29 protein-coding genes are annotated in these 26,137 nt (G+C 71.3%); 12 read left to right on the forward strand and 17 right to left on the reverse strand.

The annotated features are described in order from the left end of the window. Positions 1 to 14 precede the first annotated feature (14 nt). Positions 15 to 905: a thioesterase family protein gene (locus QM728_RS08025; RefSeq protein WP_415031502.1), complete on the forward strand. Its 891-nt coding sequence runs from the start codon at positions 15 to 17 to the stop codon at positions 903 to 905. A gap of 7 nt (positions 906 to 912) precedes the next feature. Here QM728_RS08025 and hisG read toward each other — a convergent pair whose 3' ends face one another. The 5 genes from hisG to QM728_RS08050 are packed head-to-tail and all read right to left on the reverse strand — an operon-like array spanning position 913 to position 4,461. Then, the gene (gene hisG / locus QM728_RS08030) at positions 913 to 1,758 is read right to left on the reverse strand and encodes an ATP phosphoribosyltransferase (RefSeq protein WP_415031503.1); all 846 of its coding nucleotides are present in this window, start codon (positions 1,756 to 1,758) and stop codon (positions 913 to 915) included. Between the two features lie 44 nt (positions 1,759 to 1,802). Continuing rightward, the gene (locus QM728_RS08035) at positions 1,803 to 2,066 is read right to left on the reverse strand and encodes a phosphoribosyl-ATP diphosphatase (RefSeq protein WP_415031504.1); all 264 of its coding nucleotides are present in this window, start codon (positions 2,064 to 2,066) and stop codon (positions 1,803 to 1,805) included. 39 nt (positions 2,067 to 2,105) lie between these two features. Further along, positions 2,106 to 3,104, reverse strand: a complete 999-nt coding sequence (locus QM728_RS08040; protein ID WP_415031505.1) for an esterase-like activity of phytase family protein — start codon at positions 3,102 to 3,104, stop codon at positions 2,106 to 2,108. After that, complete coding sequence (locus tag QM728_RS08045) at positions 3,065 to 3,739, reverse strand: DedA family protein (RefSeq protein ID WP_415031506.1); 675 nt, start codon at positions 3,737 to 3,739, stop codon at positions 3,065 to 3,067. Before QM728_RS08045 ends, QM728_RS08040 begins: the two co-directional genes overlap by 40 nt. Before the next feature lie 35 nt (positions 3,740 to 3,774). Further along, positions 3,775 to 4,461 (reverse strand): HAD family hydrolase, encoded by a 687-nt coding sequence (locus QM728_RS08050; protein ID WP_415031507.1) that lies wholly within the window; start codon positions 4,459 to 4,461, stop codon positions 3,775 to 3,777. Between the two features lie 60 nt (positions 4,462 to 4,521). Between QM728_RS08050 and QM728_RS08055 the strand changes: the two genes are divergently transcribed. After that, positions 4,522 to 5,394 (forward strand): PAC2 family protein, encoded by an 873-nt coding sequence (locus QM728_RS08055; RefSeq protein WP_415031508.1) that lies wholly within the window; start codon positions 4,522 to 4,524, stop codon positions 5,392 to 5,394. Here QM728_RS08055 and QM728_RS08060 read toward each other — a convergent pair. From QM728_RS08060 to QM728_RS08085, 6 genes are read right to left on the reverse strand one after another with little or no spacing between them, the layout of a single operon-like run. Then, positions 5,391 to 5,699: a hypothetical protein gene (locus QM728_RS08060; protein ID WP_415031509.1), complete on the reverse strand. Its 309-nt coding sequence runs from the start codon at positions 5,697 to 5,699 to the stop codon at positions 5,391 to 5,393. The genes QM728_RS08055 and QM728_RS08060 overlap by 4 nt on opposite strands. Positions 5,700 to 5,708: 9 nt before the next feature. Then, entirely contained in the window at positions 5,709 to 6,950 is a 1,242-nt protein-coding gene (gene mshC, locus QM728_RS08065) for a cysteine--1-D-myo-inosityl 2-amino-2-deoxy-alpha-D-glucopyranoside ligase (RefSeq protein ID WP_415031510.1), read from the reverse strand. A 58-nt stretch (positions 6,951 to 7,008) separates the two neighbouring features. Next, positions 7,009 to 7,824, reverse strand: a complete 816-nt coding sequence (locus tag QM728_RS08070) for an SCO1664 family protein (protein WP_415031511.1) — start codon at positions 7,822 to 7,824, stop codon at positions 7,009 to 7,011. Between the two features lie 6 nt (positions 7,825 to 7,830). Continuing rightward, on the reverse strand, positions 7,831 to 8,484 hold the full coding sequence (locus tag QM728_RS08075) for a DUF3090 domain-containing protein (RefSeq protein ID WP_415031512.1): 654 nt from the start codon (positions 8,482 to 8,484) through the stop codon (positions 7,831 to 7,833). Then, positions 8,485 to 9,177, reverse strand: coding sequence for an MSMEG_4193 family putative phosphomutase (locus tag QM728_RS08080; RefSeq protein WP_415031513.1), 693 nt, complete (start codon positions 9,175 to 9,177; stop codon positions 8,485 to 8,487). It lies immediately after the preceding gene. 24 nt (positions 9,178 to 9,201) lie between these two features. Further along, positions 9,202 to 10,050: an undecaprenyl-diphosphate phosphatase gene (locus QM728_RS08085; RefSeq protein ID WP_415032858.1), complete on the reverse strand. Its 849-nt coding sequence runs from the start codon at positions 10,048 to 10,050 to the stop codon at positions 9,202 to 9,204. Between the two features lie 71 nt (positions 10,051 to 10,121). On the opposite strand from QM728_RS08085, the gene QM728_RS08090 reads away from it, so the two are divergent. After that, complete coding sequence (locus QM728_RS08090; RefSeq protein ID WP_415031514.1) at positions 10,122 to 11,123, forward strand: PQQ-binding-like beta-propeller repeat protein; 1,002 nt, start codon at positions 10,122 to 10,124, stop codon at positions 11,121 to 11,123. 58 nt (positions 11,124 to 11,181) lie between these two features. Then, positions 11,182 to 11,400, forward strand: coding sequence for a DUF5703 family protein (locus QM728_RS08095; protein ID WP_415032859.1), 219 nt, complete (start codon positions 11,182 to 11,184; stop codon positions 11,398 to 11,400). Here the strand turns inward: QM728_RS08095 and QM728_RS08100 are convergent. Further along, positions 11,397 to 11,696, reverse strand: coding sequence for a DUF4193 domain-containing protein (locus QM728_RS08100; protein WP_415031515.1), 300 nt, complete (start codon positions 11,694 to 11,696; stop codon positions 11,397 to 11,399). The two genes, QM728_RS08095 and QM728_RS08100, sit on opposite strands and share 4 nt — an antisense overlap. 349 nt (positions 11,697 to 12,045) lie before the next feature. Between QM728_RS08100 and cei the strand changes: the two genes are divergently transcribed. After that, positions 12,046 to 12,759 (forward strand): envelope integrity protein Cei, encoded by a 714-nt coding sequence (gene cei / locus QM728_RS08105; protein ID WP_415031516.1) that lies wholly within the window; start codon positions 12,046 to 12,048, stop codon positions 12,757 to 12,759. A gap of 8 nt (positions 12,760 to 12,767) precedes the next feature. Here cei and QM728_RS08110 read toward each other — a convergent pair whose 3' ends face one another. Beyond that, a complete protein-coding gene (locus tag QM728_RS08110) occupies positions 12,768 to 13,649 on the reverse strand; it encodes an inositol monophosphatase family protein (protein WP_415031517.1) in 882 nt (293 codons plus the stop codon). A 29-nt stretch (positions 13,650 to 13,678) separates the two neighbouring features. Between QM728_RS08110 and ppgK the strand changes: the two genes are divergently transcribed. The 3 genes from ppgK (at position 13,679) to QM728_RS08125 (ending at position 16,608) form a co-directional block, all read left to right on the forward strand. After that, complete coding sequence (ppgK, locus tag QM728_RS08115; RefSeq protein WP_415031518.1) at positions 13,679 to 14,485, forward strand: polyphosphate--glucose phosphotransferase; 807 nt, start codon at positions 13,679 to 13,681, stop codon at positions 14,483 to 14,485. Between the two features lie 220 nt (positions 14,486 to 14,705). Next, on the forward strand, positions 14,706 to 16,256 hold the full coding sequence (locus QM728_RS08120) for an RNA polymerase sigma factor (RefSeq protein WP_415031519.1): 1,551 nt from the start codon (positions 14,706 to 14,708) through the stop codon (positions 16,254 to 16,256). A gap of 151 nt (positions 16,257 to 16,407) precedes the next feature. Then, positions 16,408 to 16,608: a hypothetical protein gene (locus tag QM728_RS08125; protein WP_415031520.1), complete on the forward strand. Its 201-nt coding sequence runs from the start codon at positions 16,408 to 16,410 to the stop codon at positions 16,606 to 16,608. Between the two features lie 78 nt (positions 16,609 to 16,686). Here the strand turns inward: QM728_RS08125 and QM728_RS08130 are convergent, their stop codons facing one another. Continuing rightward, a complete protein-coding gene (locus QM728_RS08130; protein WP_415032860.1) occupies positions 16,687 to 18,366 on the reverse strand; it encodes a DEAD/DEAH box helicase in 1,680 nt (559 codons plus the stop codon). A 149-nt stretch (positions 18,367 to 18,515) separates the two neighbouring features. Between QM728_RS08130 and QM728_RS08135 the strand changes: the two genes are divergently transcribed. Continuing rightward, complete coding sequence (locus tag QM728_RS08135; protein WP_415031521.1) at positions 18,516 to 19,613, forward strand: YihY/virulence factor BrkB family protein; 1,098 nt, start codon at positions 18,516 to 18,518, stop codon at positions 19,611 to 19,613. On the opposite strand, the gene QM728_RS08140 is transcribed toward QM728_RS08135, so the two are convergent. Next, a complete protein-coding gene (locus tag QM728_RS08140) occupies positions 19,614 to 19,850 on the reverse strand; it encodes a DUF3039 domain-containing protein (protein WP_415031522.1) in 237 nt (78 codons plus the stop codon). 100 nt (positions 19,851 to 19,950) lie between these two features. Here QM728_RS08140 and QM728_RS08145 point away from each other — a divergent pair, with 100 nt between their 5' ends. Beyond that, entirely contained in the window at positions 19,951 to 20,316 is a 366-nt protein-coding gene (locus QM728_RS08145; RefSeq protein ID WP_415031523.1) for a DUF3099 domain-containing protein, read from the forward strand. 94 nt (positions 20,317 to 20,410) lie between these two features. Continuing rightward, positions 20,411 to 21,379 carry a sigma-70 family RNA polymerase sigma factor gene (locus tag QM728_RS08150; RefSeq protein ID WP_415031524.1) on the forward strand — a complete coding sequence of 323 codons (969 nt, stop codon included), beginning with the start codon at positions 20,411 to 20,413 and terminating at the stop codon, positions 21,377 to 21,379. Positions 21,380 to 21,385: 6 nt separating this feature from the next. Here QM728_RS08150 and QM728_RS08155 read toward each other — a convergent pair whose 3' ends face one another. Both QM728_RS08155 and QM728_RS08160 read right to left on the reverse strand, forming a co-directional pair. Beyond that, positions 21,386 to 24,112 (reverse strand): GNAT family N-acetyltransferase, encoded by a 2,727-nt coding sequence (locus QM728_RS08155; protein WP_415031525.1) that lies wholly within the window; start codon positions 24,110 to 24,112, stop codon positions 21,386 to 21,388. After that, positions 24,105 to 25,361 (reverse strand): acetoin utilization protein AcuC, encoded by a 1,257-nt coding sequence (locus QM728_RS08160; protein WP_415031526.1) that lies wholly within the window; start codon positions 25,359 to 25,361, stop codon positions 24,105 to 24,107. Before QM728_RS08160 ends, QM728_RS08155 begins: the two co-directional genes overlap by 8 nt. A gap of 91 nt (positions 25,362 to 25,452) precedes the next feature. Between QM728_RS08160 and QM728_RS08165 the strand changes: the two genes are divergently transcribed. Continuing rightward, a complete protein-coding gene (locus tag QM728_RS08165) occupies positions 25,453 to 26,136 on the forward strand; it encodes a metal-dependent transcriptional regulator (RefSeq protein WP_415031527.1) in 684 nt (227 codons plus the stop codon). Position 26,137: the final 1 nt, after the last annotated feature.

A 26,137-nucleotide genomic window follows, 5' to 3' on the forward strand; every position in this document is an offset into this window, starting at 1 on the left:
CATAACGTGGGGGTATGACGTCCAGCCAGGTAACCGATCCGCCGCGCGAGTCGGAGTTCACCGCCTACTTCGAGCCGATCGCGCCGCCCGCGGGCGACGATCCGGAGTACGCGTACTTCCAGCCGACGGTCGCCGTGGTGAGCGTGTGGTCGCCGCAGATCCAGCACGGCGGACCGCCGACGGGGCTGTTGGTGCGGGCGATGGAGAAGGCGGTCGACCCCGGCGACGGGCAGCAATTCTCCCGCGTGACGATGGAGATCCTCGGCGCCATCGGCCTCGGGGTGAACCGCGTGCGCACCTGGATCCCCCGGCCCGGCCGGCAGATCTCCCAGGTGTGCGCCGAACTCGAGGTCCGCGGCGCCGACGGGACCTACCGCAGCGTCGCCCGCACGACGGCCTGGCGACTACGGTCCAGCGACTCGTCGGCGATCCAGGATCTCCCGCGGCCGCCGTTGCCGGAGCTGCCCGACGACCTGCCGCAGAACACCGGCTTCCCCGAATCCGTCGAGATCCCGGAGGCCTGGCGGCACATGGGCTTCATCGGAACCGTCACGGTGGCGGCCCAGCCCGGCCGGCTCGGCGACTCGACCGCCGTCTGGCTGCGCCCCCGCTTGCCGCTGGTGGCCGGCGAGGAAACGAGCGATCTCGCCCGGGCGTTCACCGTCATCGACGTGGCCAACGGTTTGGGCGCCGGTGACCTCGATCCGACGCGGTGGTCGTGGATGAACACCGACACGACCGTGCACCTGGTGCGGCAACCGACCGGCGGCTGGGTGGGCATCGACGCGAAGATGGCGGCCGGCGCCGACGGGTACGCCGCATCGTTCGCCGATCTGTACGACACGTCCGGCTTCGTGGGCCGGTCCGCGCAGACCTCGCTGCTCGCGGCCGTCGACGCCGGGTAGCCGGGCGTTAGAACCGGCAGGACCGGATGTCGGTGGCGAGAATCGCCTTCGCGCCGAGTTCGGCGAGCTCGTCCATCAGGTTCTGGTGGCCCTTGCGCGGCACCATGGCGCGCACCGCGACCCAGTCCGGATCGGCCATCGGCGCCACCGTCGGCGACTCCAGGCCGGGGGTCAGCTTCGAGGCCGCATCGAGCAGGGCCCGCGGGCAGTCGTAGTCCATCATCACGTACTTCTGGCCGAACACGACGCCCTGCACACGGGCGACGAACTGCCGCGCGGCCTTGTCGAGTTCGGCGCCGGACCGTGACACCAGTACGCCCTCGGAGTCGCAGAGCGACTCGCCGAAGGCCACCAGCCCGTGCTGTCGCAGCGTGCGGCCGGAGCCGACGACGTCGGCGATCGCGTCGGCCACCCCCAGTTGGATGGAGATCTCGACGGCACCGTCGAGGCGGATGAGTTCGGCCTCGATGCCCCGCTGCTCGAGGTCGGCCCGCACCAGGTTCGCGTACGACGTGGCGATGCGCTTGCCCGCGAGGTCGGCGACCGTCCACTCCCGTCCCGCCGGGGCGGCGTAGCGGAAGGTCGACGCGCCGAAGCCCATGGCCAGTTGCTCGTCGACGCGGGCGCCCGAGTCCGCGGCGAGGTCGCGGCCGGTGATGCCCAGGTCGAGGGTGCCCTGGCCGACGTAGATCGCGATGTCCTTGGGGCGCAGGAAGAAGAACTCGACGTCGTTGGCGGTGTCGAGGACCGTCAGATCCTTCGCGTCCGACCGCTTTCGGTAGCCGGCCTCGGCCAGCACGGCACCGGCCGCCTCGGAGAGGGCGCCCTTGTTGGGGACTGCCACGCGCAGCATCGTTGTCGGGTCCTATCGGATTCGGGTCGGGGTGGGGGCCGTGGTCACAGGTGGCGGTACACGTCGTCGAGCGACAGCCCGCGTTTGATCATCATCACCTGCAGCCAATAGAGCAACTGAGAAATCTCCTCGCCCAGCGACTCGTCGGACTCGTGCTCGGCGGCCAGCCAGACCTCGCCGGCCTCCTCGATGATCTTCTTGCCGAGGGTGTGGATGCCCGAGTCCAGTGCGGCGACGGTGCCGCTGCCCGCCGGACGGGTGGCGGCTTTGTCGCTCAGCTCGGCGAACAGTTCCTCGAAGGTCTTCACGGTTGTCCATCTTCCCATGTGCCGGGCCGGGCGGGCGGATCAGGGCAGGCGCGCCCACAGGGTCAGCACGCGGGTGGTCTGGCGGGGCGAGTAGTTGTCGTCCGACACCAGGTGGATGACGTGCCCGACGCCCCGGCGGGAGACGGTCATGCCCTCGTAGTTGTCGAGCAGCGGATTGCGCTGCACCTCGCGGCTGGGCGCGCCCAGCGTCGGGCAGGCGGCCAGGTCGGCGACGGGGGTGCGCAGCACCCGCCGGCCGACGATGCGCGCCGCGGTCAGCACCGCCGACGATCCCCGGTCGCGCCGGTACGCGGTCTCCAGGACGAGCAGTCGGTCCTCGTCGTAGGCAGCGATCTCGGCGATCCGCATTCCCGGACGGACGCGGTAGGCGAGCTCGCCGACCGGGCGCAGCCGGCCGTCGGGGCCGGGCCGGTAGTCGATGATGCGGCGCAGCCGCGGGTCCTCGCCGCGCAGCGGGCGCTCCATCGCCACGAGCAGTCGGCGGCCCGACGGCGTCGCCGCCAGTCCCTCAAAAGAGCCGTTGGCCTCGGCGCCCGCCGAGTAGCGCGGCGGGACGCGCAGGTCATCGCGCCAGCGACCGTCACGGCCGTAGACGGTGACCGTCGGCCCCCGCTCGGAACTGACCACCACGGAGCCGTCGGACAGGACCGCCAGCCCCTCGTGGTCGGCGCGACCGGGCACCGGACGGCCGCCGCGGTCGGTGAGGCGGATCGGCGGTGCGGCAACCCGCGGCCGGAGTGCGGGCAGGTCGTCGAGTCCGGTGAGCGGCCAGATCAGCGCCGTGGCGGCGACGTGGTCGGGCAGGGCCAGGTAGCGCCGCCCGCGGGGGTCGTGGGCCAGTGCGGACAGTCCGCCGAGACGCTCGCCGTGGCGCGACTGCTTGTCGAGGGCGTCGGAGTAGCCGATGGCGGCCACCGCCGCCGAGCACGGGCCGGGCAGCGCCCCGGCCGACGGCGGCGGCGCGCCCATCGGCGCGATCAGCGCGGCAAGGGCGCCGATGAGGAGGAGTCGTCGCATGTCGGCCCCGAGCCTAGCCGGGCCGACCGTGCTCGGGCCGCCGCGCGCCGCCGCCGCGCGAGCGTGATGACCATCGGGACGACGACGGTCAGCGCCGAACCGATGAACAACAGCTCGAGGTTCTCCCGCAGCACCGCGATGCCGCCCAGGAAGTAGCCGGCCGTCACCAGCGACCCGCACCAGAACACCGATCCGACGACCGAATAGGCGGTGAATCGGAGCCGGTTCATGCCCGACAGTCCCGCGAGCAGCGGCACCAGGGTGCGCACGATGCCGATGAACCGGGCGAATACGACCGTCACCGGGCCGTACCGGTCGAAGTACTCGACGGTCTTCGCCACCGGCTCGTCGCCGATGAAGCGGGCCAACCGACCGCGCATCACGCGCGGGCCGAAGTGCTTGCCGATGCTGTACCCGCACTGGTCGCCGGCCGCGGCCGCGATCGGGAGGGCGATCAGCAGCAGCCAGAGCGGGGCGAACGGGTCGGGTTGGGCGGCGAAGAGTCCCGCGGTGAACAGGACCGAGTCCCCCGGGAAGATGAAGCCGACCAGGATTCCGGTCTCCACGAAGAGCAGGACCAGCAGGCCGACGAGGCCGGCCGTGCCGAGGAATCCGGTGACGTCGAAGGGGTTCACCCCATCGACTATGGCGAAGCCGGGCGTCGGGAAGGTTAACTCTGCGCCAACGCCGCGCGCCACGCCTGCGCGAGATCGTCGGCACCGACGCCGACCAGCGAATCGCGGAACACCCGACCGGGCCCCTCGTCGATCGGCACCGCCGACGGCACCACCAGCGTCGGGCACCCGGCGGCAGTCGCCGCCGCGACCCCGGTCGGCGAATCCTCGACCACCAGGCAGGTCCGCGGTTCGTAGCCGAGCAGTTCGGCGGCTCGCAGGTACGGGAAGGGCGCGGGCTTGCCCATCGGCACCTCGTCGCCGCACACGGTGGCGGTGAAGCGGCTGCGCCCGATCGTGGCCAGGGCGACTTCGGTGAGCTCGCGCACCGTGTTGGTGACCAGCACCATGGCGACCCCGGCGTCGGTGACGGCGTCGAGGGCCTCGCGGGCACCCGGTCGCCACGGCAAACCACTCTCGAACAGGTCGGCGACGTGGTCGATCAGCCAGCGCGAGTCGGCGGCGGCGTCCCGGTCGGCCGCGGCGATGCCGGCCGCGTCATAGACCTTGCCCATCGCGTCGGGCAGCGAGTTGCCGAGCGTCGCCTCGCGCAGTTCGGCATCCATCACCAATCCGTTGCGGGTGGAGAAGTCGGCGACGGCGACGTCCCAGATCGGCTCCGAATCGATGAGGGTGCCGTCCATGTCCCACAGGATGGCGGCGGGGGCCGGTGCGCTGCTCACCGCCCGATCATCGCACCGTGGACCGCCGCGCGCCCAACTGGGCTTGACTAGGCTGGGCCCATGACCGACGCCCTTCCGCCCCGCCTCTCCGACTTGCGCAAGCCGGTGCTCGTGGCAGCGTTCGAGGGCTGGAACGACGCGGGCGAGTCGGCGACCGGCAGCGTGGAGCACCTCGAGCTGTTCTGGGACGCCCAGCAGCTCTACGAGATGGAGCCCGACGACTACTACGACTTCCAGGTGAACCGCCCGACGATCCGCCTGGTCGACGGGGTGAGTCGGCGCACCGAATGGCCGACGACCACGTTCGCCGTGTGCTCGCCGCCGGGATCCGACCACGACCTGCTGCTGGTCCGCGGCGTCGAGCCGAACCTGCGGTGGCGCGCCTTCGCGGCGGAGATCGCCGAAATCGCCGAGGCGGCCGGCGTGGTGTCGGCGGTGATGCTGGGCTCGATGATGGCCGACACCCCGCACACGCGCCCGGTGCCGGTGACCGGGTCCGCCTACAGCGCCGAGGCGGCCAAGCGCTACCGCCTAGCCGAGTCGCAATACCAGGGACCGACCGGGATCACCGGGGTGCTGCAGGACCGCCTGACGTCCGACGGGATCCCGTCGGTCTCGCTGTGGGCCTCGGTGCCGCACTACCTGTCGTCCACCCCGAATCCGAAGGCCACGCTCGCGCTGCTGCGCCGGCTGGAGGAGATCCTCGACCTGGAGATCCCGATGGACCAGTTGCCCACGCGCGCGGACGCCTGGGAGCGGACCGTCGACGAGATGACCGCCGACGATGCGGACATGGCCGAGTACATCCGGGAACTCGAGGCGACCGACGATGCGACGTCGACCGATCCGGATGCGCTGCCGGAGATCGACGGCGAACAATTGGCCGCCGACTTCGAGCGCTACCTGCGGCGCCGGAATCCCGGGTCGGACTAGCCGATCCGCTCGATCGACACGACCGGGGTGGTGATCCGCCAGGTGCGCACGTCCGGGTCGTCGACGGCGCGCACCCAGAACTGGGCCGAGTGGCCGACCTCGCACACCTTGACGCCCAGCAGCGGGATGTCCTCGGAATCGCGGCGCAGCTCGCTGACCTCCCAGGTCCCGGTGCCGCTGCCGCCGACGCCCGGGGCGCGCAACAGCGTCATCTCACCGAAGTCCAAGAGGTAGGTCGACGTGCTGGTCACGACCGTCCACACGCCCTCGTCGGTGTCCGACGGGATCTTGCTCACCTGTGCCACGGCAGCACCTTAGCGCAGGTCGACGCCGAGCAGCGCGTCGACGGCGGCGATGATCTCGGCTCCCGCGCCCGCCGTTTGCCCCAGGCCGAGCGCGACGTCCGCGGCCCACGCGTCCAGCGCGGCGAGGGCTTTGCCCGTGTCGAGGTCATCGGCCAGGTGGGCGCGCACCCGGTCGACGACCGGCGCCGGGTCGGGTCCGCGGTCGGCGGCGGCCGCCGTGCGCCAGCGTCCGAGGCGGGCGACGGCCTCGTCGAGGACGGCGTCGGTCCACATCCGGTCGGCCCGGTAGTGCTCGGCGGCGAGGGCCAGGCGCACCGCTCCCGGGTCGACGCCGGCCTCGCGCAGCTTGTGGACGAAGACCAGGTTGCCCAGGCTCTTGGACATCTTCTCGCCGTCGAGCCCCATCATCCCGGTGTGCACGTAGTGCCGCGCGAAACGGCGGGCACCGGTGACGGCCTCGGCGTGTGCCGCCGAGAACTCGTGGTGCGGGAAGGTCAGGTCGTTGCCGCCGCCCTGGATGTCGAAGCCGGCACCCAGCCGGTTCAGGGCGATCGCCGAGCACTCGATGTGCCACCCGGGGCGCCCCTCGCCGAACGGGGCCGGCCACGACGGCTCGCCCGCACGGTGCGCGCGCCACAGCAGGGCGTCGAGCTTGTCGCGCTTGCCGGGGCGGTCGGGGTCGCCGCCGCGTTCGGCGAAGAACCGCTCCATGGTCGACCGGTCGTACCCGGATTCGTAGCCGAACTGCTCGGTCGCGCCGATCCGGTAGTACACGTCGGGGAACTCGGGATCGTCGACGATGTAGGCGGCCCCCGACTCCAAGAGGCGGCCGACCATCGCGACGACCTCGTCGACGGATTCAATGGCGCCGACGTACTCCTTGGGCGGCAGCACGCGCAATCCGGTCATGTCGTCGCGGAACAGCTGGATCTCGCGATCGCCGAGGTCGCGCCAGTCGACGCCGTCGCGCTCGGCCCGCTCGAACAGCGGGTCGTCGACGTCGGTGACGTTCTGCACGTAGGCGACGTCGTGGCCGGCGTCGCGGAGTTGGCGGTTGATCAAGTCGAAGGTCACGTAGGTCGACGCGTGTCCGAGGTGGGTCGCATCGTACGGGGTGATGCCGCAGACGTACATCGTCGCGGTGGGCCCGGGCGCGACCGGCAGCACCTGGCGCGCCGAGGTGTCGTAGAGGCGGAGGGCGGGCGGTTTCCCCGCGATCTCGGGCACCGCCGGGAAGGACCACGACTGCATGCCGCCAGCTTAGGCGGCCGCGGCGGTCAGTCCCCGGGCGGCCTCGCAACGGGCGGCCTCAGAACGGCGGCCAGGGAATCGCCCGACTCGCCGGTGGCTCGGGGAAGACCGGATCGTCGACGAGGTTGCGGGCGCGCCGCAGCAGCGCGCCGGTCTCCTCCGCGGTGATCAGGTCGGACAGCGCCGCCGCCAGCCGGCCGTCGGTGTCGGCGAGACGGGCGGCGAAGGCGTCGAGGTCGGCGACCAGCGCGCCCGGGATGGGGGTGCCGGCCCACCCCCACAGCACGGTGCGCAGCTTGTCGTGGGCGTGCAGGCAGATGCCGTGGTCGATGCCGTAGACGACGCCGTCAAGGCCGGGCAGGATGTGCCCGCCCTTGCGGTCGGCGTTGTTGAGCAGGACGTCGAGGACCGCCATTCGCTGCAGCCGCGGATCGTCCGCGTGCACCAGGACGACTTCCTCCCCACGACCGTCGAAGCCAGTGAGGACGGTGCGGTAGCCGGCGGGCACCGCGTCGGGAGCGCACAGGTCGACCAGGTCCGGCTCGACCGGGTGGTCGGCCGGGTCGGCGATGTCGATCCAGCGCTGGACCATGCCCGGCCCCATCGGCCCGTCGTCGCGGAGCACCGTGTGCGGGACGGTGTCCCACCCGAGATCGGCGCAGATCGCGTACGACGCGGTCTCCCGGCCGGCGAGCGTGCCGTCCGGGAAGTCCCACAGCGGGACCTCCCCGCGGACCGGTTTGTAGACGCAGCGCAGTCGCTCGCCCGCCCCGGCGTCGACGGTCGCCACCAGGGTCACATTGCTCGCGTGCGGGATGCGGCCGACGATGGTCAGGTCGCCGTGGGCCAGGACCGCGGATGTCTGGTCGGCCACGCCCGATCAGCTCGGATCGTCGGAGTCGGAGTCGCCGGCGTCGAATTCCCCGGCGTCGTCGCCGAACGCTTCCTGCCCGTCGAACTCGTACGGCGCCAGGTCCACCGGCTCGCGCTTGTAGCCGTTGGTTCGGACGCACAGGTGGCCGTCGGCGTCCAGCGGCTCCGTGCACAGCGGGCAGGGCGGCCGTCCGGCCGACACGATCGCCTCGGCGCGCGCGGCGAACCGTCGCGCGTCCTCGGTGGACAGGAACACCCGCAGCGCGTCGGGCCCGTCCTCCCGGTCGTCGAGGACGATGCTCTCGTCGAGGGCCTCCTCGGTCGCGGCGAGCAGTTCGACGACGACGGAGTTCTCCCCCGCGTCCCAGCCCAGGCCCATCGTGCCGACCCGGAACTCCGCGTCGATGGGCGTCGTCAACGGTTGCAGGTCGTCGACCTCGCCGGTGGCGGGCGGGATCGGGGTGCCGAACCGTCGGCCGACCTCGTCGAGCAGGGCGTCGATCCGGTCCGCGAGGATGGCCACCTGCTGCTTCTCGACGAGGACCGAGACGATACGGCCGTCGTGCACGGCCTGGACGTAGAAGGTCCGGTCCCCCGGCTCGCCGACGGTGCCGGACACGAAGCGGTCCGGGCTGCGGAAGACGTGGATGGCGCGCGACATCTACGCCCCCCGCTCGTCGTCGGTTCCGGTGGCGCCGCCGACGGCGGTGCCGGCCAGCTCGGCGCCGGGCGCCGGCAGCGAGAGCTTCGCGGTGTTGTTCACGGTGTGCACCACGGTCTGCCGCGGGTGATAGCGCACCACCGACAGCGACGCCGGTTCGACGACAATGCGCTGGAAGCCGTCGAGGTGCAGGCCCATCGCATCGGCGATGACCGCCTTGATGATGTCGCCGTGGGTGCACGCGACCCACAGCCGGGAGCCGTCCTCGCCGCCGTGGCGGGCGTCGAGGTCGCGGATCGCGCCAACCGCCCGGGCCGCCATCGCGGCCATCGCCTCCCCGCCGGGGAAGACGGCGGCCGACGGCTGGCGCTGCACGGTCTGCCACAGCGGTTCCTTGGCGAGTTCGGCCAGCGGACGGTTGGTCCACTGGCCGTAGTCGACCTCGGCGAGGTCATCGACGACGATCTCGGGGAGATCCCATTCGGCGACCAGCGGCGCGACGGTCTCGGCGCAGCGCTGCAACGGCGAGCGAGCCACGGCGACCAGCTCGGCGCCGCGATCGCCCAGGCGCGCCGGGAGCTCGGCCGCCTGCTTCCGACCGGTGTCGTCGAGGCCGACGCCGGGGGTGCGCCCGGCGAGGATCGACGCCGTGTTCGCCGTCGAGCGCCCGTGCCGCACCAGGATGACCGCCATGGATTCAGCTTACGGGCGCGACGATCAGCGTGCCGGGATCGTATTGGTCGCGAGCAGGACGATCAGGAACACGCCCAGTGCGACGCGGTAGGCGCCGAACCAGTTCAGCGAGTGGTGCTCGACGAACTTGAGCAACCAGGCGATCGCCGCGTAGCCGATCAGGAACGTGATGACCACCGACGCCAGCAGCTGGGCCCCGCTCGCCGTCATCAGCGGCACCGTCTCGCCGACCTTGGTGCTCGGGCCGAGGGCCTTGGGCAACTCCTCGAAGCCGGAGGCCAACACGGCCGGCACCGCCAGTAGGAAGGACAGGCGGAAGGCGGCCTCGCGGTTCAGGCCGAGGAACAACCCCGCGCTGGCCGAGGAGCCGGATCGGGACACGCCCGGGATGAGCGCCAGCGACTGCGCGAGGCCGACGACCACCGCGTCGCGCATGGTCACGTCCTCGAGGGTGCGCCGCTGGGTGGCGACGCGCTCGGCGAGCCAGAACACGCCGGAGAACCCGATCAGCACGATGGCGGTGATCCAGAGGTTGCGCAGGCCGTCGCGGATCGTCGACGCGAACAGCAGTCCGATGATGCCGATGGGGATGGTCGCGACGATGACGGCCCACCCGATGCGGTAGTCCATCCCCCGCGCCCGCGGGTTCCGCAGCCCGGCGAACCACGCGCGGATGATGCGGAAGATGTCGCGGCCGAAGTAGACCAGCACGGCCGCCTCGGTGCCCAGCTGGGTCACCGCGGTGAAGGAGGCGCCGGCGTCGGCGTTCCAGAACAGTCGCGACACGATGAAGATATGGCCCGACGAGGAGATCGGCAGGAATTCGGTCAAGCCCTGCACGATGCTCAGCACGATCAACTGCAGCCATGTCATGTCCACCACGACGGGCCATCCTACTCACGGCCGACCGGCTGCCCTCCCGACGCGGTGGCAAGATGGTCCGCATGTCGCTGCGCCTGCCCGTCCTGTCCGTCGCGCTTGCCGCGGTCCTCGTCACCGGACTCGCCGGCTGCGGCACCAGCGATAAGGACAACGGTCCCGACGTGCCGACGGTGACGCCCCAGACGCCGCTGTCGGCGCCGCCGCTCACCGCCGGCCCCGAGGGCACCGTGGTTCCGGCAGCCGGGGTGGGCCGCGCCCTGGCGATCGGGCACGACCGGCTCGCCGCCGTCGCGCGCGACGGCAAGTCCATCGCCCTCTACAGCGCGAGCGACCTCGCGCGTGCTCCGCAGGTCGTCGTCGTCCCCGAGGTCGGGGCGATCGCGGCCGACCGCACGGGTTTCGTCGCGGTCGGGCGCGAGTCCGTGGTCCGCGTCGGACTCGACGGCGCGGTCGCCTCGGCCCCGCTCGACGGGCCGGGAGTCTCGGTGGCCACCGATGACCGAGAGGTCTTCGTCGGCACCGGCGACGGCCGTCTCCTCGCGCTCGACGAGACGTTGAAGCGGACAGCCGAGGCCGGCGGCTTCGTCGCGGTCGACGCCGTGGCGGTCGCGCGCCACGACGGGAAGCGGCAGATCGCCGTGCTCGACAAGGCGCAGTCGCTGATCACCACCGTCGAGCCGGACACCGGTGGGCGGGGTGCGGCGCTGCGCGCGGGCAACGGCGCCACGGCGCTGGCGGCCGATCACTACGGCCGGCTCGTCGTGGCCAACCCGCGCGACGGGCAGCTCCTGGGGTTCTACGGCGACCCGCTGATCATGAAGTTCCGCTTCCCCATCCCCGACGGACCGCAGGGGCTGGCCTATGACGACCGTGCGAACCTGCTGTGGGTCACCGAGACCGCCGCGAACCAAGTCGTCGCGTACGACCTCTCGTCGGGCGAGCCGCGCGAGCGCGCCCGGTTCGCCTCGGTCCGCCAGCCGGATTCGGTCGTCGTGGATCCGACCTCCGGCGCGGTCGTGGTGCTGTCGGCCACCGGGGACGGGCTGCAGCGTGTTGCCCGATAGCGGCGGGCACCCGCTCGACGGGGTGCGGCGCCTGCGCCAACTGCCGCCGGGCTGGGAAATGGAAACGCTCGCCGACGACGTCGAATCGCTGCTGTTGCGGCTGCCGCCGGAGGTGACGCGCATCAATGCGACGATGCGCCTGGCCATTCAGGCCGAGTTCGGCGGCTGGGAGTTGAAGCGGACCCGCCTCTATCCGGACGGGTCCCGCAAGGTGCTGTTGCGGCGCAAGCGGACTCGGACCAGGCCGCGGTCGGGACCGTCGACCGAATACGCCTAGTCGCAGTCGACGCAGATGCGCTCATTGCCCTTTTCGCGGGCCAGGCGGCTGCGGTGGTAGACCAGGAAACAGCGGCTGCAGGTGAACTCGTCGTCCTGCTTGGGCACGACGCGGACCGACAGCTCCTCACCGGAAAGGTCGGCACCGGGCAATTCGAAGGACTCCGCGGTCTCCGCCTCGTCGACGTCCACCGACGCGGCCTGCGCCTCGCTGCGGCGCGCCTTCAACTCCTCGAGCGAGTCCTCGCCCAAGTCGTCGGATTCCGTCCGCCGCGGTGCGTCGTAGTCGGTTGCCATGCTCGCGTCCCTCTCCCCTGTTCTGCCCCGGTATCCGTGCGTCGAACGCTGGGCCTTGCGTCTGTGGTGCCTGTGTCGATGTTCAACGGGACACCGCCCGGATTTGTGCCTGCCCCCTGAGCGCTTCCGGTGTGATGTTGGTCACATTTGGACTGTTCTGCGCGCAGTATCCGGCTGTGTGAGGCGCCCGCAATCTAGCGCGCCCCCGAGGGGAAGTCAATCGTGACCGCGCGGGCGCGTCACCGCGGATGCGGGCCGCGCGCGACTAGAGTGATCGCAGAACCGGCCGAGCCCCCCGCGGGGCCGGCGCACCGACCGTGTCGACGAGGAACAGGAAGGGTGGGCCAGCGTGGTCGCCTCCATCACCAACGGCTATTCCAAGGACCATCACGGGCGTCCGTTCCGGCGCCGCGTCCCCACCCCGGCCGTCATCGCGGTCGCCATCCTCGCGGCGTGCGGCGTCCTTGCCTGGACCATCGCCCTGACGCGCGGGGACTCGACCCAGGTCCCGGTCGACTGCAACCAGCCGTCAGCGGCGAGTGCCGACCCGTCCGCCCCGCCCGCCGACAAGAAGGCGTCGGATTCGAAGGACCACACCACCAAGCTCACCGCCATGAACCGCAGCGAGATGCTCGAGGTGTCGCCCGCCGCACTGCCGACGTTCGGCGTCCGCGTGGTCAACGCCTCAAACCAGCGCGGCAAGGCCCAATCCGTCTCCGACGACCTCGTCGCCCAGGGCTTCTCCCCCGTTCAGGAGAACCCGTACGGCGACGACGCCGTCTACCCGAACCGCGACCTGAACTGCGTCGGCCAGATCCGCTTCGGCCAGGCCGGCAAGGCGAGCGCCGCCGCATTGTGGCTGGCGATCCCGTGCGCCCAACTGGTGATGGACGGCCGCTCGGGCACCGACGTCGACCTCGCCATCGGCCAGTACTTCACCGGCACCGAGCAATCCGCCGATGCCCAGGCCGCACTGGAGGCCCTCCGGTCCGCCGACCCGCGCAACCCGAAGACCGGCGTGGACCCGACCCTCATCAAGGCCGTCCACGACGGTCACTGCTAGGTGTTCGACTAGCAGTCGGCGCCGCGCGACAGCGGCAGCGCCCCGAGGGCGCCGACCTCGGCGAGCAGCGCGCGCATCGGTTCGGCCACACCGGGCGCCATCGCGGCGGTGACGTCGCCGGCGTCGGCCCGCGACGACGGCGCCGGGATGATCACCACGGCGCCCGCCTCCGCGGCGATGAGCGCGCCGGCCGCCCAGTCCCACGGCGACAGGCCGTGTTCGTAGTGCGCGTCGACCGCACCCTCGGCGACCAGGCACAGGTCGATGGCGGCGGCGCCGATCCGCCGGATGTCGCGCACCCGCGGCAACAGATCCACCAGGATCGCGGCCTGCTCGCGGCGGCGCTCCGCGGCGTAGGCGAAGCCGGTCGCCACCAGCGAGAGTGCCGGGTCGGTCGCCGCGCTGGCCGACAGCCGCGTCGTGCCGCCGCCGTCGGTCCGGTACGCGCCGCCCCCGAGCGAGGCGTGATAGGTGGCGCCGCGCGCCACGTCGACGACGGCGCCGGCGATCGACCGGCCGTCGAGCTGCGCGGCGACCGACACCGCGTACGCGGGGATGCCGTAGAGGAAGTTCACGGTGCCGTCGATGGGGTCGACTACCCAGCGGATCCCGGCGGGCGCCTCCCGCTCACCGCCGCCTTCTTCCCCCAGGATGTCGTCGTCGGGCCGCAAGCGCGCCAACTCGGACCGGATCACTTCCTCGGCCTCGGTGTCGGCGACGGTCACCGGGTCGGTCGGCGCCGACTTCGTGCGCACCGCGTCGTCGGCGGCCGACGATGACGCGCCGAAGATCTCTGGGCGGCGGGCGCGGACGTGCGCCGCGGCGCGCTCGGCCACCGCAACGGCGACCTCGGCGAGTTCGGCGGGCAGCCCCGCGGGAGAAGTCGTCACGATTCCATTGTCCCCGATAGCCTCAAGGCATGCCGGACGCACCTCCCACAGCAGCCCAGCTCGACATCGATCCCGCCGACCCGCGCTACGGATTCGGCGTCGACATCGGCGGTTCCGGCGTCAAGGGCGCGATCGTCGACCTGTCCACCGGCGAACTCGTCGGCGACCGGCTCAAGATCCTGACGCCGCAACCGGCGACCCCGGCGGCGGTGTCCGAGACCGTCGGCACGATCGTCGACCATTTCGGGTGGACCGGGAAGGTGGGCTGCACCGTCCCGGCCGTCGTCGCCGAGGGCACCGTGCGCACCGCGTCCAACATCGACCAGGCATGGATCGGCACCGACCCCTACGCCCTGTTCGCCCAGCACGTACGGGCGCCGGCGATGTCCGTGCTCAACGACGCCGACGCCGCCGGTCTCGCCGAGGCGCGCTACGGCTTGTCGACGGAACAGTTGGCGGGGGTCGTGATCCTGCTGACGCTGGGCACCGGCATCGGCTCTGCCGTCCTGCTCGACGGCGGGCACCTCTTGCCGAACACCGAGCTCGGCCACCTGCAGGTCGGGAAGACCATCGCGGAGAAGCGCGCAGCCGCCAGCATCAAGGAGGCGAACGACTGGAGCTACGCGAAGTGGGCCGAGGAACTGTCCCGGGTGCTCCGCGAATACGAGAAGTTGTTCACCCCCAAGCTGTTCGTGCTCGGCGGCGGCATCAGCCGCAAGACCGACAAGTGGCTCCACCTGCTCGACATCGCCACGCCCGCGGTACCGGCCGTGCTGCGCAACACCGCGGGGATCGTGGGCGCGGCCATGGCCGCCGAGCAGGGGTTGCGGCCCTGAACACCGCCGAACGTGTTTCGCGCTCCACGGCGCACCGGCTCTGACCAGGCGGTTACCACTCAATCCTGAGTGTTTCGTTACAATGGAACGCGTTGCGACGGACGCCAGACTCCGCCGCCACCCCCAGACCCACCACACGCGCCGCGCACGCCCGCAGGCAGCTCCGCCCGATCGGCAGCAGCCCGCCCGCGACGCGACACCACTCTTTGATTGCGAAAGGTTGTCCGTGGCTGCCAGCAAGACCTCCGCGAAGACCGCCCAGACCGCGGCCGGCAAGGCGGCGAGCACGGCCAAGAAGTTGACCGCGCGTGCCGCGGCCGCCGCCAAGAAGGCGTCCCCGCGCAAGGCGGAGGAGGCGGCCGAGGCCGAGCCGGCAACCGCCGCGAAGGCGCCCGCCAAGGCCGCTGAGCCCGCCAAGAAGGCCACGGCGAAGAAGGCGGCCCCCGCCAAGAAGGCCACCGGCAAGACGACCGCTGCCAAGAAGGCACCCGCCAAGGCTGCGGCCAAGGACGACGACAAGGCGGCACCGGCGAAGAAGGCCGCCGCGAAGAAGGCGGCCCCCGCCAAGAAGACCACTGCGAAGAAGGCACCCGCCAAGGCCGCGGCCAAGGATGCGACGAAGCCCGCCGAGGACGAGACCGAGCTCGACGGCCCCGAGTCGATCGAGGAGATCGCCGCCGAGGTCGACCTGAAGGACGTCGAAGCCGAGATCGCCGACGCCGATGCCCCGGCGAAGGACGGCAAGGGCGCGAAGGACGACGAGAAGGACGCCAAGGAGTCCGGCGACTTCGTCTGGGACGAGGAAGAGTCCGAGCAGCTGCGCCAGGCCCGCAAGGACGCCGAACTCACCGCGTCGGCCGACTCGGTCCGCGCCTACCTCAAGCAGATCGGCAAGGTCGCCCTCCTCAACGCCGAGGAGGAAGTCGCCCTCGCCAAACGCATCGAGGCCGGCCTGTACGCCGCCGAGCTGCTGACGCGCCTGCAGTCGTCGGGCCAGAAGGTGCCGATGGCCCAGCGCCGCGCGCTGCGCGAGGTCGCCTACGACGGCACCCGCGCCAAGAACCACCTGCTCGAGGCCAACCTGCGCCTGGTCGTGTCGCTGGCCAAGCGCTACACCGGCCGCGGCATGGCCTTCCTGGACCTGATCCAGGAGGGGAACCTGGGCCTGATCCGCGCGGTCGAGAAGTTCGACTACACCAAGGGCTACAAGTTCTCGACGTACGCGACCTGGTGGATCCGTCAGGCCATCACCCGCGCCATGGCCGACCAGGCCCGCACCATCCGCATCCCGGTGCACATGGTCGAGGTCATCAACAAGCTCGGCCGCATCCAGCGTGAACTGCTCCAGGACCTCGGCCGCGAGCCGACGCCGGAGGAGTTGGCCAAGGAGATGGACATCACGCCGGAGAAGGTGCTGGAGATCCAGCAGTACGCGCGTGAGCCGATCTCGCTGGACCAGACCATCGGCGACGAGGGCGACAGCCAGCTCGGCGACTTCATCGAGGACTCCGAGGCGATCGTCGCAGTCGATGCGGTCAGCTTCACGCTGCTGCAGGACCAGCTGCAATCGGTGCTGGAGACGCTCTCCGAGCGCGAGGCCGGCGTCGTCCGACTGCGGTTCGGCCTCACCGACGGCCAGCCGCGCACGCTCGACGAGATCGGCCAGGTCTACGGCGTGACGCGCGAGCGCATCCGCCAGATCGAGTCGAAGACGATGAGCAAGCTGCGCCACCCGTCGCGCTCGCAGGTCCTGCGCGACTACCTGGATTAGGCATGCGCCGGTCGGATTTTCCCGCAGTGGGATCCGACACACCGGGACCCGGGAACAAACCGGATGCCCCAAACGTCTGACAGAGTGTGACTAGGCGGAAATTCCTCGCCTACGCTCACAGGGACGATTGCTTGCCCGGGACGGAGGATCCATGACCACCACCGCTACGAGTGCCACTACCACCCTGACCGCCGCTGACCGCTGCGACCGCTGCAGCGCGGCCGCCAAGGTGATCGCGGTGCTCCCCTCCGGCAGCGAGCTGCTCTTCTGCAAGCACCACTTCGCCGAGCACGAAGCAGGCTTGGTCAAGAGCGGGGCGACGATTACCGAGCCCACCGCAGAGCTCGTCTGACCGAGGCGAGGACCCAGACACGGCGACGGCGCCGCGAGTCGATGACTCGCGGCGCCGTCGCTTTGGTCTAACCGGGGGTCAGCGCCACTCGCGCAGCGCCCTGATGCGCTCGGTGAGCTGATCGGCCGACGCCATCGCCGTCGGCGGGCCGCCGAGTCGCTCGCGCAGTTCGCGGTGCACCACGCCGTGCGGCTTCCCGGTGCGGTGGTGGTGCAGGGCCACCAGCGAGTTGAGCTCCTTGCGCAGCGACGCGAGCGTGGCCGCCGCCGTCGCCGTCTCCGCGGCACCGGCCCGCGGGTTGCCGCCCGCCGCGGCGCGTTTGGTGAGTTGTTCCTCCTGGCGACGGGACAGCAGCTCGCGCACCTGCTCCGCGTCGAGGAGGCCGGGCAGACCCAGATAGTCCGACTCCTCCTCGCTGCCCGCATAGGTCGCGGTGCCGAACGACGATCCGTCGAAGATCACCTGGTCCAGCTCCGCGTCGGCGTGCAGCGAGTGGAAGGCGGCCTCCTCCTCGCCATCCTCGTCCTGCACCGCATTGGCCTCGATCAGCGCCTGATCGTCGAAGCCGTCGTCGCGGTGCGGCTTGCCGAGCACGTGGTCCCGCTCGGCCTCGAGCTGGCTGGCCAGCTGGAGCAGGATCGGAACGGAGGGCAGGAACACGCTGGCGGTCTCCCCCAGCCGGCGGGACCGCACGAACCGCCCGATCGCCTGCGCGAAGTACAGCGGCGTCGCCGCGCTGGTGGCATAGACCCCGACCGACAGGCGTGGGACGTCGACGCCCTCGGACACCATGCGGACTGCGACCATCCACTCGTCCTCGGATTCGGCGAACTGGGCGATGCGCGCGGACGATCCCGGGTCGTCGGAGAGCACCAGCGCGACCTTCGTCCCCGAGATCGCCGACAGCAACTCGGCGTAGTCGCGCGCGACGGTCTGATCGGTGGCGATCACCAACCCGCCGGCGTCGTGCACCCCCGACGCCCGCAACTGCATCAGCCGGGTGTGGGCGGCGCGCAGGACCGCCGGGATCCAGTCGCCGTGCGGGTCCAGCGCGGTGCGCCAGGCACGGGAGGTCTGCTCGGCCGACAGCGGCTCGCCCAGCCGCGCGGTGTACTCCTCGCCGGCGCTCGTGCGCCAGCTCGCCTGGCCCGAATAGGCCATGAAGACGACCGGGCGGACGACGCCGTCGGCGAGTGCATCGGCGTAGCCGTAGGTGTGGTCGGCCTTCGACCGCGCCCCACCGCCCGGCTCCGGCTCGTAGGCGACGAACGGGATCGGCGAGTCGTCGGAGCGGAACGGCGTACCGGTCAACGCGAGCCGCCGGACCGCGTCGTCGAAGGCCTCCCGGATCGCGTCACCCCACGACTTCGCGTCGCCGGCGTGGTGGACCTCGTCGAGGATCACCAGGGTGCGCCGGTTCTCGGTGCGGACGCGGTGTCGCGCCGGATGGGAGGCGACCTGCGCGTAGGTGACCACGACGCCGTCGTAGTCGGAGCTGGTCGCCCCGGCGGAGTTGGAGAAGTTTGAGTCGAGTGAGATGCCGACGCGCGCGGCGGCCGCGGCCCACTGGTGCTTGAGGTGTTCGGTGGGCGCCACGACGGTGACGGCCTCGACCGTCCGGTCCGCCAACAGTTCGGCGGCGATGCGCAATCCGAAGGCGGTCTTGCCGGCCCCGGGAGTGGCGACGGCCAGGAAGTCCCGCGGCCCCGCGGTCAGGTATTTGGTGAGCGCACGGCGCTGCCACGCGCGCAACGGCATAGCCGAGACGGCATCAGACGTCACTCGCGAATACACTCCTCACCGGACTTGCCGCCCGACCGGACAACCCGTCCGAGTCTACTAGCGGCATCGCCGCGCGGCGCGTTGCCCACGCCACGGTGTGCCGATCGGGAAAGGTGGATGGCGCGATGACCGACAGCACCGCTGCGGGCGTCGACGAGACCGTCGACGCGCCCTCCCACACCGACGGCAACGCCCCCGGGGCGACGCCGCGCGGCGTGCTGCGCTCGATGCCCGCCTTGGCCTGGCGGACGACCGTCGGAGCGTGGGACCACGGCATCATCGGCTGGTCGGCACAGGCGGCCTTCTGGCAGGCGCTGTCGTTCGCACCCCTGTTGCTGGCGGTGCTGGGCAGCATCGGGTACTTCCTCGGTCGGCTGAACCCGGACATCACGACGATCATCCACGACCGCTTCCTCGGCCTGGCCGAACGCACCTTCACCCCCGACGTCGTGAAGGACCTGGTGGGGCCGACGGTGGACAGCATGCTCAGCCGCGGGCAGGCCGGCATCCTGTCGGTCGCGTTCGTGATCTCGCTGTGGGCCGGGTCGTCGGCGATGTCGTGCTACGTCGACGCGATCATGACCGCGCACGGCCAGCGCGGCGAGCGCAACCCGGTGTGGCAGCGCTTCTTCGCCCTCTTCGTCAACATGGGCTTCCTCGCCACCGCGGTCGTCGTGCTGCCGCTGGTCGCGATCGGGCCGAATCTGCTGCGGCGACTGGTTCCGGCGTCGTGGAGCCCGCTGGTGACGCAGGCGATCAACGTCGGGTACTTCCCGTTCGTCGGATTCGTGCTGGTCCTGATGCTGACCACGCTGTACCACATCGCGCTGCGCCGACCGCTGCCGTGGCACCGGCTGTTTCCCGGCGCGGCGCTCGCCGCGACGGTCTTCTGGATCGCGACGTTCGGGCTCCGCCTGTACCTGACGGCGCTCACCCGCAGCGGCTACACCTACGGCGCCCTGGCAACGCCGATCGCGTTCCTGCTCTTCGCGTTCTTCCTCGGCTTCGCCATCGTGCTGGGCGCCGAACTCAACGCGAGCATCGAACAGCTCTGGCCGTCGTCGCCGTCGCGGACCGCGAAAGTGCGGTTGTGGATCGACGAGCAGCGCGCCGACCTCACCGAGGGAATCACCGACGGCATCAAGGCGCTGCCCGGCAAATTGGGCACCGGCCCGATCTCGCGGCGCGGCCGCACCGCGCAGCCGTCGGAGTCGAGTGACTAGCTAGTCGCCCTTGCGCATCCGGTCGTAGATCTTCTTGCACTTCTCGCACACCGGCGAGCCCGGCTTCGGCGCCGCGGTAACCGGGAAGACCTCGCCGCAGAGGGCGACGACGTGGTTGCCCATGACCGCGCTCTCGGCGATCTTGTCCTTCTTCACATAGTGGAAGACCTTGGGGATGTCGGTGCCCTCGTCGGTCCGCTCGTCGACGTCGGGCCGCTCAATCGTCTCGGTAGCCATGCCCACCATTGTGGCCCTCCGGCGCGGCGACGCCAAGTGGACGAGCGCGGTCGCCCGCCCCGAGGGTGCATCGGCGGCCGTTCAGTGCCAGAGTGGAGTCATGCGCGCACACTCCGCCGAGGAGGCCTTCCTCATCACCCGGGCCGAGAACAGCCCGGAGGATCAGCACCGGGCCCGCGTGCGCCGCTACCTGACGCTGATGGCCTTCCGCGTTCCGGCGCTGATCCTGGCGTGCATCGTCTACGGCGCCACGCAGAACGGCCTGCTCGCACTCGCCGTCGTGGCCCTGTCGATCCCGTTGCCCTGGGTGGCCGTGCTGATCGCCAACGACCGTCCGGCCCGCAAACGCGGCGAGGTGGCCGAGTACAAGTACGCCCACCGCGCGCAGTCGGCACCGTCGATCCCGGCGCCGGCGAAGGTCATCGACGCCACGGCCGACGAGCCGCACGAACTCCCCGGCGACTGACCGAAGTCCTCAGCCACTTCTCAGACACCCGGGGAACTATTCCGGGCACCGCCGGCGTTGAACGGGTTGTACGCACCCGATCCCAGGAGGCCACATGTCGACCAAGTCCGCAGTCCGCCCGGCTCCGAGCGAATCCGATCTCGACGCGCAATCGCCGTCCGCCGACCTGGTCCGGGTGTACCTCAACGGCATCGGGCGCACCGCCCTGCTCAACGCCGAGCAGGAAGTCGAGTTGGCCAAGCAGATCGAGGCCGGCCTCTACGCCAAGCACGTGCTCGCGACCCGCAAGCGGCTGAGCCCCGCCCGCAAGCGCGACCTCAACACGATCGTGCGCGAGGGCGAGCAGGCCCGCGCCCACCTCCTCGAGGCGAACCTGCGGCTGGTCGTCTCGCTGGCCAAGCGCTACACCGGGCGCGGCATGCCGCTGCTGGACCTGATCCAGGAGGGCAACCTGGGCCTGATCCGCGCGATGGAGAAGTTCGACTACGCCAAGGGCTTCAAGTTCTCGACCTACGCCACCTGGTGGATCCGCCAGGCGATCACTCGCGGCATGGCGGACCAGAGCCGCACGATCCGCCTGCCCGTGCACCTCGTCGAGCAGGTCAACAAGCTTGCCCGCATCAAGCGCGAGCTGCACCAACAGCTGGGCCGGGAGGCCACCGACGACGAGCTGTCGGCCGAGTCGGGCATCCCGGCGGAGAAGATCGCCGACCTGCTGGACCACAGCCGCGACCCGGTGAGCCTGGACATGCCGGTCGGCTCGGACGAGGAAGCGCCGCTGGGCGATTTCATCGAGGACTCCGAGGCGACGTCGGCCGAGAACGTCGTCATCGCCGGCCTGCTGCACTCGGACATCCGCAGCGTGCTCGCCACCCTCGACGACCGCGAGCAGCAGGTCATCCGACTGCGCTACGGCCTCGACGACGGCCAGCCGCGCACGCTCGACCAGATCGGCCGCGCCTTCGGGCTCTCCCGCGAGCGGGTCCGCCAGATCGAGCGCGAGGTCATGGTCAAGCTGCGCGCGGGCGACCGGGCCGACCGGTTGCGCGCCTACGCCGGCTGACCGGCGCTAGTCGCCCAGTCGACGCGGTCCGGTGTCCATTCGCTTGGGCACCGGGCCGATCGTCATCTGGGCGTTGAGCACCGACGCGCCGTCGGTGGCCGCCAGGATCTGGTCGCACACGACCTCGCGCACCTCGGGGATGTCCTCGACGAGGAACGACACCCGCATCAGCAGGTCGGCGAGCGCATCGGTGTCGACCGGCTCTTGACCGTGGTAGCCGGTCAGCAGGGCCGCCGAGCGCGGTGCCGCCACGAGTTCCCGGGCGTCGAGGTCGCTGAGCGGCAGCGCGCGGTAGGCGGCGTCCTCGAGCAGCTCGAAGGTGTGGCCGGCCATGCCGAAGGCGACGACCGCGCCGAAGCTAGGGTGCGTGAAGGCGCGGATCATCGTCGCGACGCCCTTCGGCGCCATCCGCTGCACGTGCAGCACGTCGTCCCCGGTCAGCTCAGACAGCTCGGCGAAGGCCGTGACCACCGAGGTGGCGTCGGGCAGGTCCAGGCGCGAACCCTCCCGGTCGGGCCGGCCGCGCCACTGTCCCGAGCTCGCCTTGACCGCGACCGGGAAGCCCAGTTCGCGCGCGGCGGCCGACGCCTCGTGGATGCTGCTCACCTCGATGAACGGGATGACGTCGATCCCGTACTCGGCGAGCAGTTCCCGGGTCTGCGTCGGATTGAGCACGATGCCCTCGCCGTCGTGGTCGGCGAGCAACTCGCGCACCCGCGTGCGCACCGACTCCGGGTCGGTCCCCGCCGGGCGCGACGACGGCGACTCCGGTCGCTGGCGCCACGCGTGGTAGCGCCACGCGTGGGCGAGGGCGGCCGCGGCGCGTTCGGGACTGCGATAGCTGGGGATCGAGCCCCGCGCCGGGGAGCCGCCCGCACCGTCGACGGATAGCGCCGACAGCACCCCCTCGTCGCCGAGGAAGGTCGACACGACGGGCTTGTCGCTGTCGGCGGTCGCGGCCAGCAGGGCGGCGGCATAGGCGTCGGCCTGCACCGCCACCGGCGGGACGAACACCGCGATGATCGCGTCGCAGGCGTCCCCCGCGGCCACCTCGGCCACCGCAGCGCTGAACTCTGCGGCCGACGCCGCCGGACCCACATCGACGCTGTGCACCACGTCCAGCCCCAAGCCGGCGCCGACCGTGGCGGCCAGCGCCCCCAGCGCCGACGAGTTGCCCACCACCGCGGTGCGCGGGCCGGCGGGCAGCGGCTGGTGCGCGAGCAGCGCGGCCGCATCGAAGAGCTCGGAGATCGTGTCCACCTGGATCACCCCGGCCTGCTCCAGCACCATCTGGGCGATCCGGTCCTCGTCGCCGCTGGCCGGCGTCTTCACCGCGACGATCGGCTTCGCGCGCGACACGCGCCGGGCGATGCGGGAGAACTTGCGCGGGTTGCCGAAGCTCTCCAGGTACAGCAGCACGACCTCAGTGGCGTCGTCGGTGTCCCAGTACTGCAGGACGTCGTTGCCGGAGACGTCGGCGCGGTTGCCCGCGGAGACGAACGTCGACAGTCCGAGCTGACGCCGTGCCGCGGTGTCGAGGATCGCGATCCCCAGGGTGCCGGACTGGCAGAAGAAGCCGACCCGCCCCGGTTCGGGGATGCGCGGGGCGAGCGTCGCGTTGAGCGAGACCGTCGGATCGTTGTTCGCGACGCCGAGCGCGCTCGGCCCGACCAGGCGCATACCGTGCTCGCGCACGGCCGCCACCAGGCGCCGCTGGTTCTCCTGCCCCGCCGCGCCGGACTCGGCAAAACCGGCCGACACGACGACGAGCGTCTTCACCCCCTTGGCCAGACAGTCGTCGAGGACCTCGTCGACGATCGCCGCCGGCACGGCCACGACCGCGAGGTCGACCGGGTCGGGGATGTCCCGCACGGTGGGATACGCGCGGATCCCGAGCACCGACGGCGTACCGGTGGCGCCGGACTCCTCGTCGCGCTCGGCCGCCCCCGGTCCGTTGACCGGGTACACGGGACCGGTGAACCGGCCCCGGATGATGTTGGCGAGCAGGACGTTGCCGACCTTGCGCCGATCCGACGATGCCCCGATCACCGCCACCGACTCCGGGCGCAGCAGGTTCGCGACGCTCCGCGCCTCGGAGGCCCGCTCGCGCGCGTTGCGCACCGACATCAGCGCCTCGGTCGGATCGATGAGGAACTCGACGTGGACATTCGATCCGTCGAAGCTGCGGCTCAGCTGGTATCCGGCGTCGCGGAACACCGTGACCATGTTGGTGTTCTCGGCGAGCACCTCGGCCTCGAAGCGGGTGAAGCCGTTCTCGGCGGCCGCGCCGGCGAGGTGCTCGAGCAGGATCGGGCCCAGGCCGCGCCCCTGGTGGGCGTCGGAGACGGTGAAGGCGACCTCGGCCGACTCCGGCCGCCCGGAACCGGCCAGCCCCTCGTAGACGCCGATGGCGATGATCTTTCCGCCTAGCAGGGCGACCAGCGCGACCCGGTCGACGTAGTCGACGGTGGTCATCCGCGCGACCTCGCGCGGCGGCAGCTTCGGCGTCGGGCCGAAGTAGCGCATGTAGCGGGTCCGTTCGGACAGCTGGGAGTGGAACTCGACCACGTCGTCGGCGTCGTCGGGCACGATCGGGCGCAGGTGGACCACGCCGCCGTCGGAGGCCAAGACATCGGCGGCCCACTCGCGCGGGTACTCCCAGCGCACGCGGCCGGACCCGACCGCGGCGGTCGGTTCGACGTCGGTCGGTTCGGCGTCGCTCGGTTCAGTCACGCGGGTCCTCCGGGTCCAGGCCGTGCAGCGGGAACACCGCTTTGCGGGTGGCGAGAATGGTTCGGTCCGTCTGGCGGAACATGCGCTCGTCGACGCCCGGCGGCGGGTCGAGGCCGGCGTCACCCTCCCAGGGCGTGTACTCGGCCGTGCCGCCGTCCCCCATCGTGCCGACGGGCGCGGCCGCGTATGCGGGGTCGACGTCGGCCATCAGGTCCCGGGCCGACGTCAGCCAGTCGTCGCCGATCCTGGTCGACGGGTCGATGTCGCGCCCGAGGGCCGCGGCGATCAGGTGCGTCCAGATCCGCGGGACGACGTTGACGACGCCGTAGCCGCCGCCGCCGACGGCCAGCCACCGGCCCTCGCAATACTTGTCGGCCAAATCGCGCATGGCCAGGATCGCCGCGCGCTGCCCCTCGACGGACAGGCCGAGGTCGGTGAGCGGATCGGCGCCGTGGCTGTCGGCGCCGCACTGGCTCACGATGATCTGCGGGGCGAACTCGGCGATCAGCGACGGCACGACCGCGTGGAAGGCGCGCAGCCACATCGAGTCCACGATCCCGGGCATCAGCGCGACGTTCGCCGCCGAACCCGGGGCTCCGTCGCCGCCGATCTCGGTCGGCCAGCCGGTGCCGGGCCACAGTGTCGCGGGGTGCTGGTGCAGCGACACGGTGAGAACGCGCGGATCATCGGCGAAGGCGCGCTCGACGCCGTCGCCGTGGTGGGCGTCGACGTCGAGGTACGCGATCCGGTCGTAGCCGTGCTCGAGCAGCCAGTCGATGGCGATCGCCGCGTCGTTGTAGATGCAGAAGCCGGCCGCCCGCGACGCCATCGCGTGGTGCATGCCGCCGCCGATGTTGACGGCGCGGCGGACGCGGCCGTCGGCGATGGCCTTGGCCGCCGCCACCGACCCGCCGACGAGCATGCGGGCCGCCTCGTGCATCCCCGGAAACACCGGGTTGTCCATGTCGCCTAGACCGTAGAGCTGCTCGTACAGGGCCGCGTTCGGACTGCCGCCCTCCGCACCGGCGGCGCGGACCGCGTCGATGTAGTGCTGGGTGTGCACGACCCGCAGCATCTGGTCGTCGATGTCGAGCGGTGGAACGGGGTCGACGCCGTCGAGCACGCCGAGCGATGAGGCCAGACTCATGGTGAGCGCCAGCCGCACCGGATTCATCGGGTGGGTGCGCGCCCACCGGTACGCCTCGAAGCCGTCGCTCCAGATCACCGCTCCCGTTGTCGTCTCCGGCACACTGATCAGGCTAGTCCGTGCGCGTCACGTCCCGGACGCGATGTCCTTTAGGGGTAGGGTTAGCCAGGACGAAAGGGCGCAGGGGAATCACGTGAACGATCTGGTCGACACCACCGAGATGTATCTGCGCACGATCTACGACCTCGAAGAAGAGGGGATCGTGCCGCTGCGGGCTCGTATTGCCGAGCGGTTGGAGCAAAGCGGTCCCACCGTTTCGCAGACCGTTGCCCGCATGGAGCGCGACGGCCTGGTGCGCGTCGCCGGCGACCGGCACCTGGAGTTGACCGACAAGGGCCGCGATCTCGCCGTCGCCGTCATGCGCAAGCACCGCCTGGCCGAGCGCCTGCTGGTCGACATCATCGGGCTGCCGTGGGACGAGGTCCACGACGAGGCCTGCCGCTGGGAGCACGTGATGAGCGAGAACGTCGAGCGCCGCATCCTCGCCGTGCTCGACAACCCCACCACGTCGCCATACGGCAACCCGATCCCGGGCCTGGAACTCCTGGGCGCCAACGCGCGGCCGGTGGACGATCACGCCGTGCGCATGGCCGAGCTGACCGGTACCGAGCCGCAGGCCGTCGTCATCCGCCGGCTGTCCGAGCACGCCCAGTCCGACCAGGACTTGATCGTCACCCTCCGCGAGGTCGGGATCGTTCCGAACGCGCGCGTCACCGTGACCGGCAAGGGTCGAGGCTTCGTCGTGACCACCCCCGGGCACGACGGGTTGGAGCTGTCCGAGGAGATGGCCCACTCGATCTTCGTCGAGAAGGCCTGAC

The sequence above is a fragment of the Gordonia sp. (in: high G+C Gram-positive bacteria) genome, from assembly GCF_047602025.1.
In the GTDB taxonomy this organism is placed as follows: Bacteria; Actinomycetota; Actinomycetes; order Mycobacteriales; family Mycobacteriaceae; genus Gordonia.

What these genes read in the sequence shown, in the direction of transcription:
- QM728_RS08080 (WP_415031513.1), bottom strand. Translation starts at nt 9,177, where the DNA reads ATGGCGGTCATCCTGGTGCGGCACGGGCGCTCGACGGCGAACACGGCG.
- hisG (WP_415031503.1), bottom strand. Translation starts at nt 1,758, where the DNA reads ATGCTGCGCGTGGCAGTCCCCAACAAGGGCGCCCTCTCCGAGGCGGCC.
- QM728_RS08025 (WP_415031502.1), top strand. Translation starts at nt 15, where the DNA reads ATGACGTCCAGCCAGGTAACCGATCCGCCGCGCGAGTCGGAGTTCACC.
- QM728_RS08100 (WP_415031515.1), bottom strand. Translation starts at nt 11,696, where the DNA reads ATGGCAACCGACTACGACGCACCGCGGCGGACGGAATCCGACGACTTG.
- QM728_RS08095 (WP_415032859.1), top strand. Translation starts at nt 11,182, where the DNA reads ATGGAAACGCTCGCCGACGACGTCGAATCGCTGCTGTTGCGGCTGCCG.
- QM728_RS08145 (WP_415031523.1), top strand. Translation starts at nt 19,951, where the DNA reads ATGCGCGCACACTCCGCCGAGGAGGCCTTCCTCATCACCCGGGCCGAG.
- QM728_RS08075 (WP_415031512.1), bottom strand. Translation starts at nt 8,484, where the DNA reads ATGTCGCGCGCCATCCACGTCTTCCGCAGCCCGGACCGCTTCGTGTCC.
- QM728_RS08150 (WP_415031524.1), top strand. Translation starts at nt 20,411, where the DNA reads ATGTCGACCAAGTCCGCAGTCCGCCCGGCTCCGAGCGAATCCGATCTC.
- QM728_RS08085 (WP_415032858.1), bottom strand. Translation starts at nt 10,050, where the DNA reads ATGACATGGCTGCAGTTGATCGTGCTGAGCATCGTGCAGGGCTTGACC.
- ppgK (WP_415031518.1), top strand. Translation starts at nt 13,679, where the DNA reads ATGCCGGACGCACCTCCCACAGCAGCCCAGCTCGACATCGATCCCGCC.
- mshC (WP_415031510.1), bottom strand. Translation starts at nt 6,950, where the DNA reads ATGCAGTCGTGGTCCTTCCCGGCGGTGCCCGAGATCGCGGGGAAACCG.
- QM728_RS08130 (WP_415032860.1), bottom strand. Translation starts at nt 18,366, where the DNA reads ATGCCGTTGCGCGCGTGGCAGCGCCGTGCGCTCACCAAATACCTGACC.
- QM728_RS08040 (WP_415031505.1), bottom strand. Translation starts at nt 3,104, where the DNA reads ATGCGACGACTCCTCCTCATCGGCGCCCTTGCCGCGCTGATCGCGCCG.
- QM728_RS08125 (WP_415031520.1), top strand. Translation starts at nt 16,408, where the DNA reads ATGACCACCACCGCTACGAGTGCCACTACCACCCTGACCGCCGCTGAC.
- QM728_RS08135 (WP_415031521.1), top strand. Translation starts at nt 18,516, where the DNA reads ATGACCGACAGCACCGCTGCGGGCGTCGACGAGACCGTCGACGCGCCC.
- QM728_RS08055 (WP_415031508.1), top strand. Translation starts at nt 4,522, where the DNA reads ATGACCGACGCCCTTCCGCCCCGCCTCTCCGACTTGCGCAAGCCGGTG.
- QM728_RS08090 (WP_415031514.1), top strand. Translation starts at nt 10,122, where the DNA reads ATGTCGCTGCGCCTGCCCGTCCTGTCCGTCGCGCTTGCCGCGGTCCTC.
- QM728_RS08140 (WP_415031522.1), bottom strand. Translation starts at nt 19,850, where the DNA reads ATGGCTACCGAGACGATTGAGCGGCCCGACGTCGACGAGCGGACCGAC.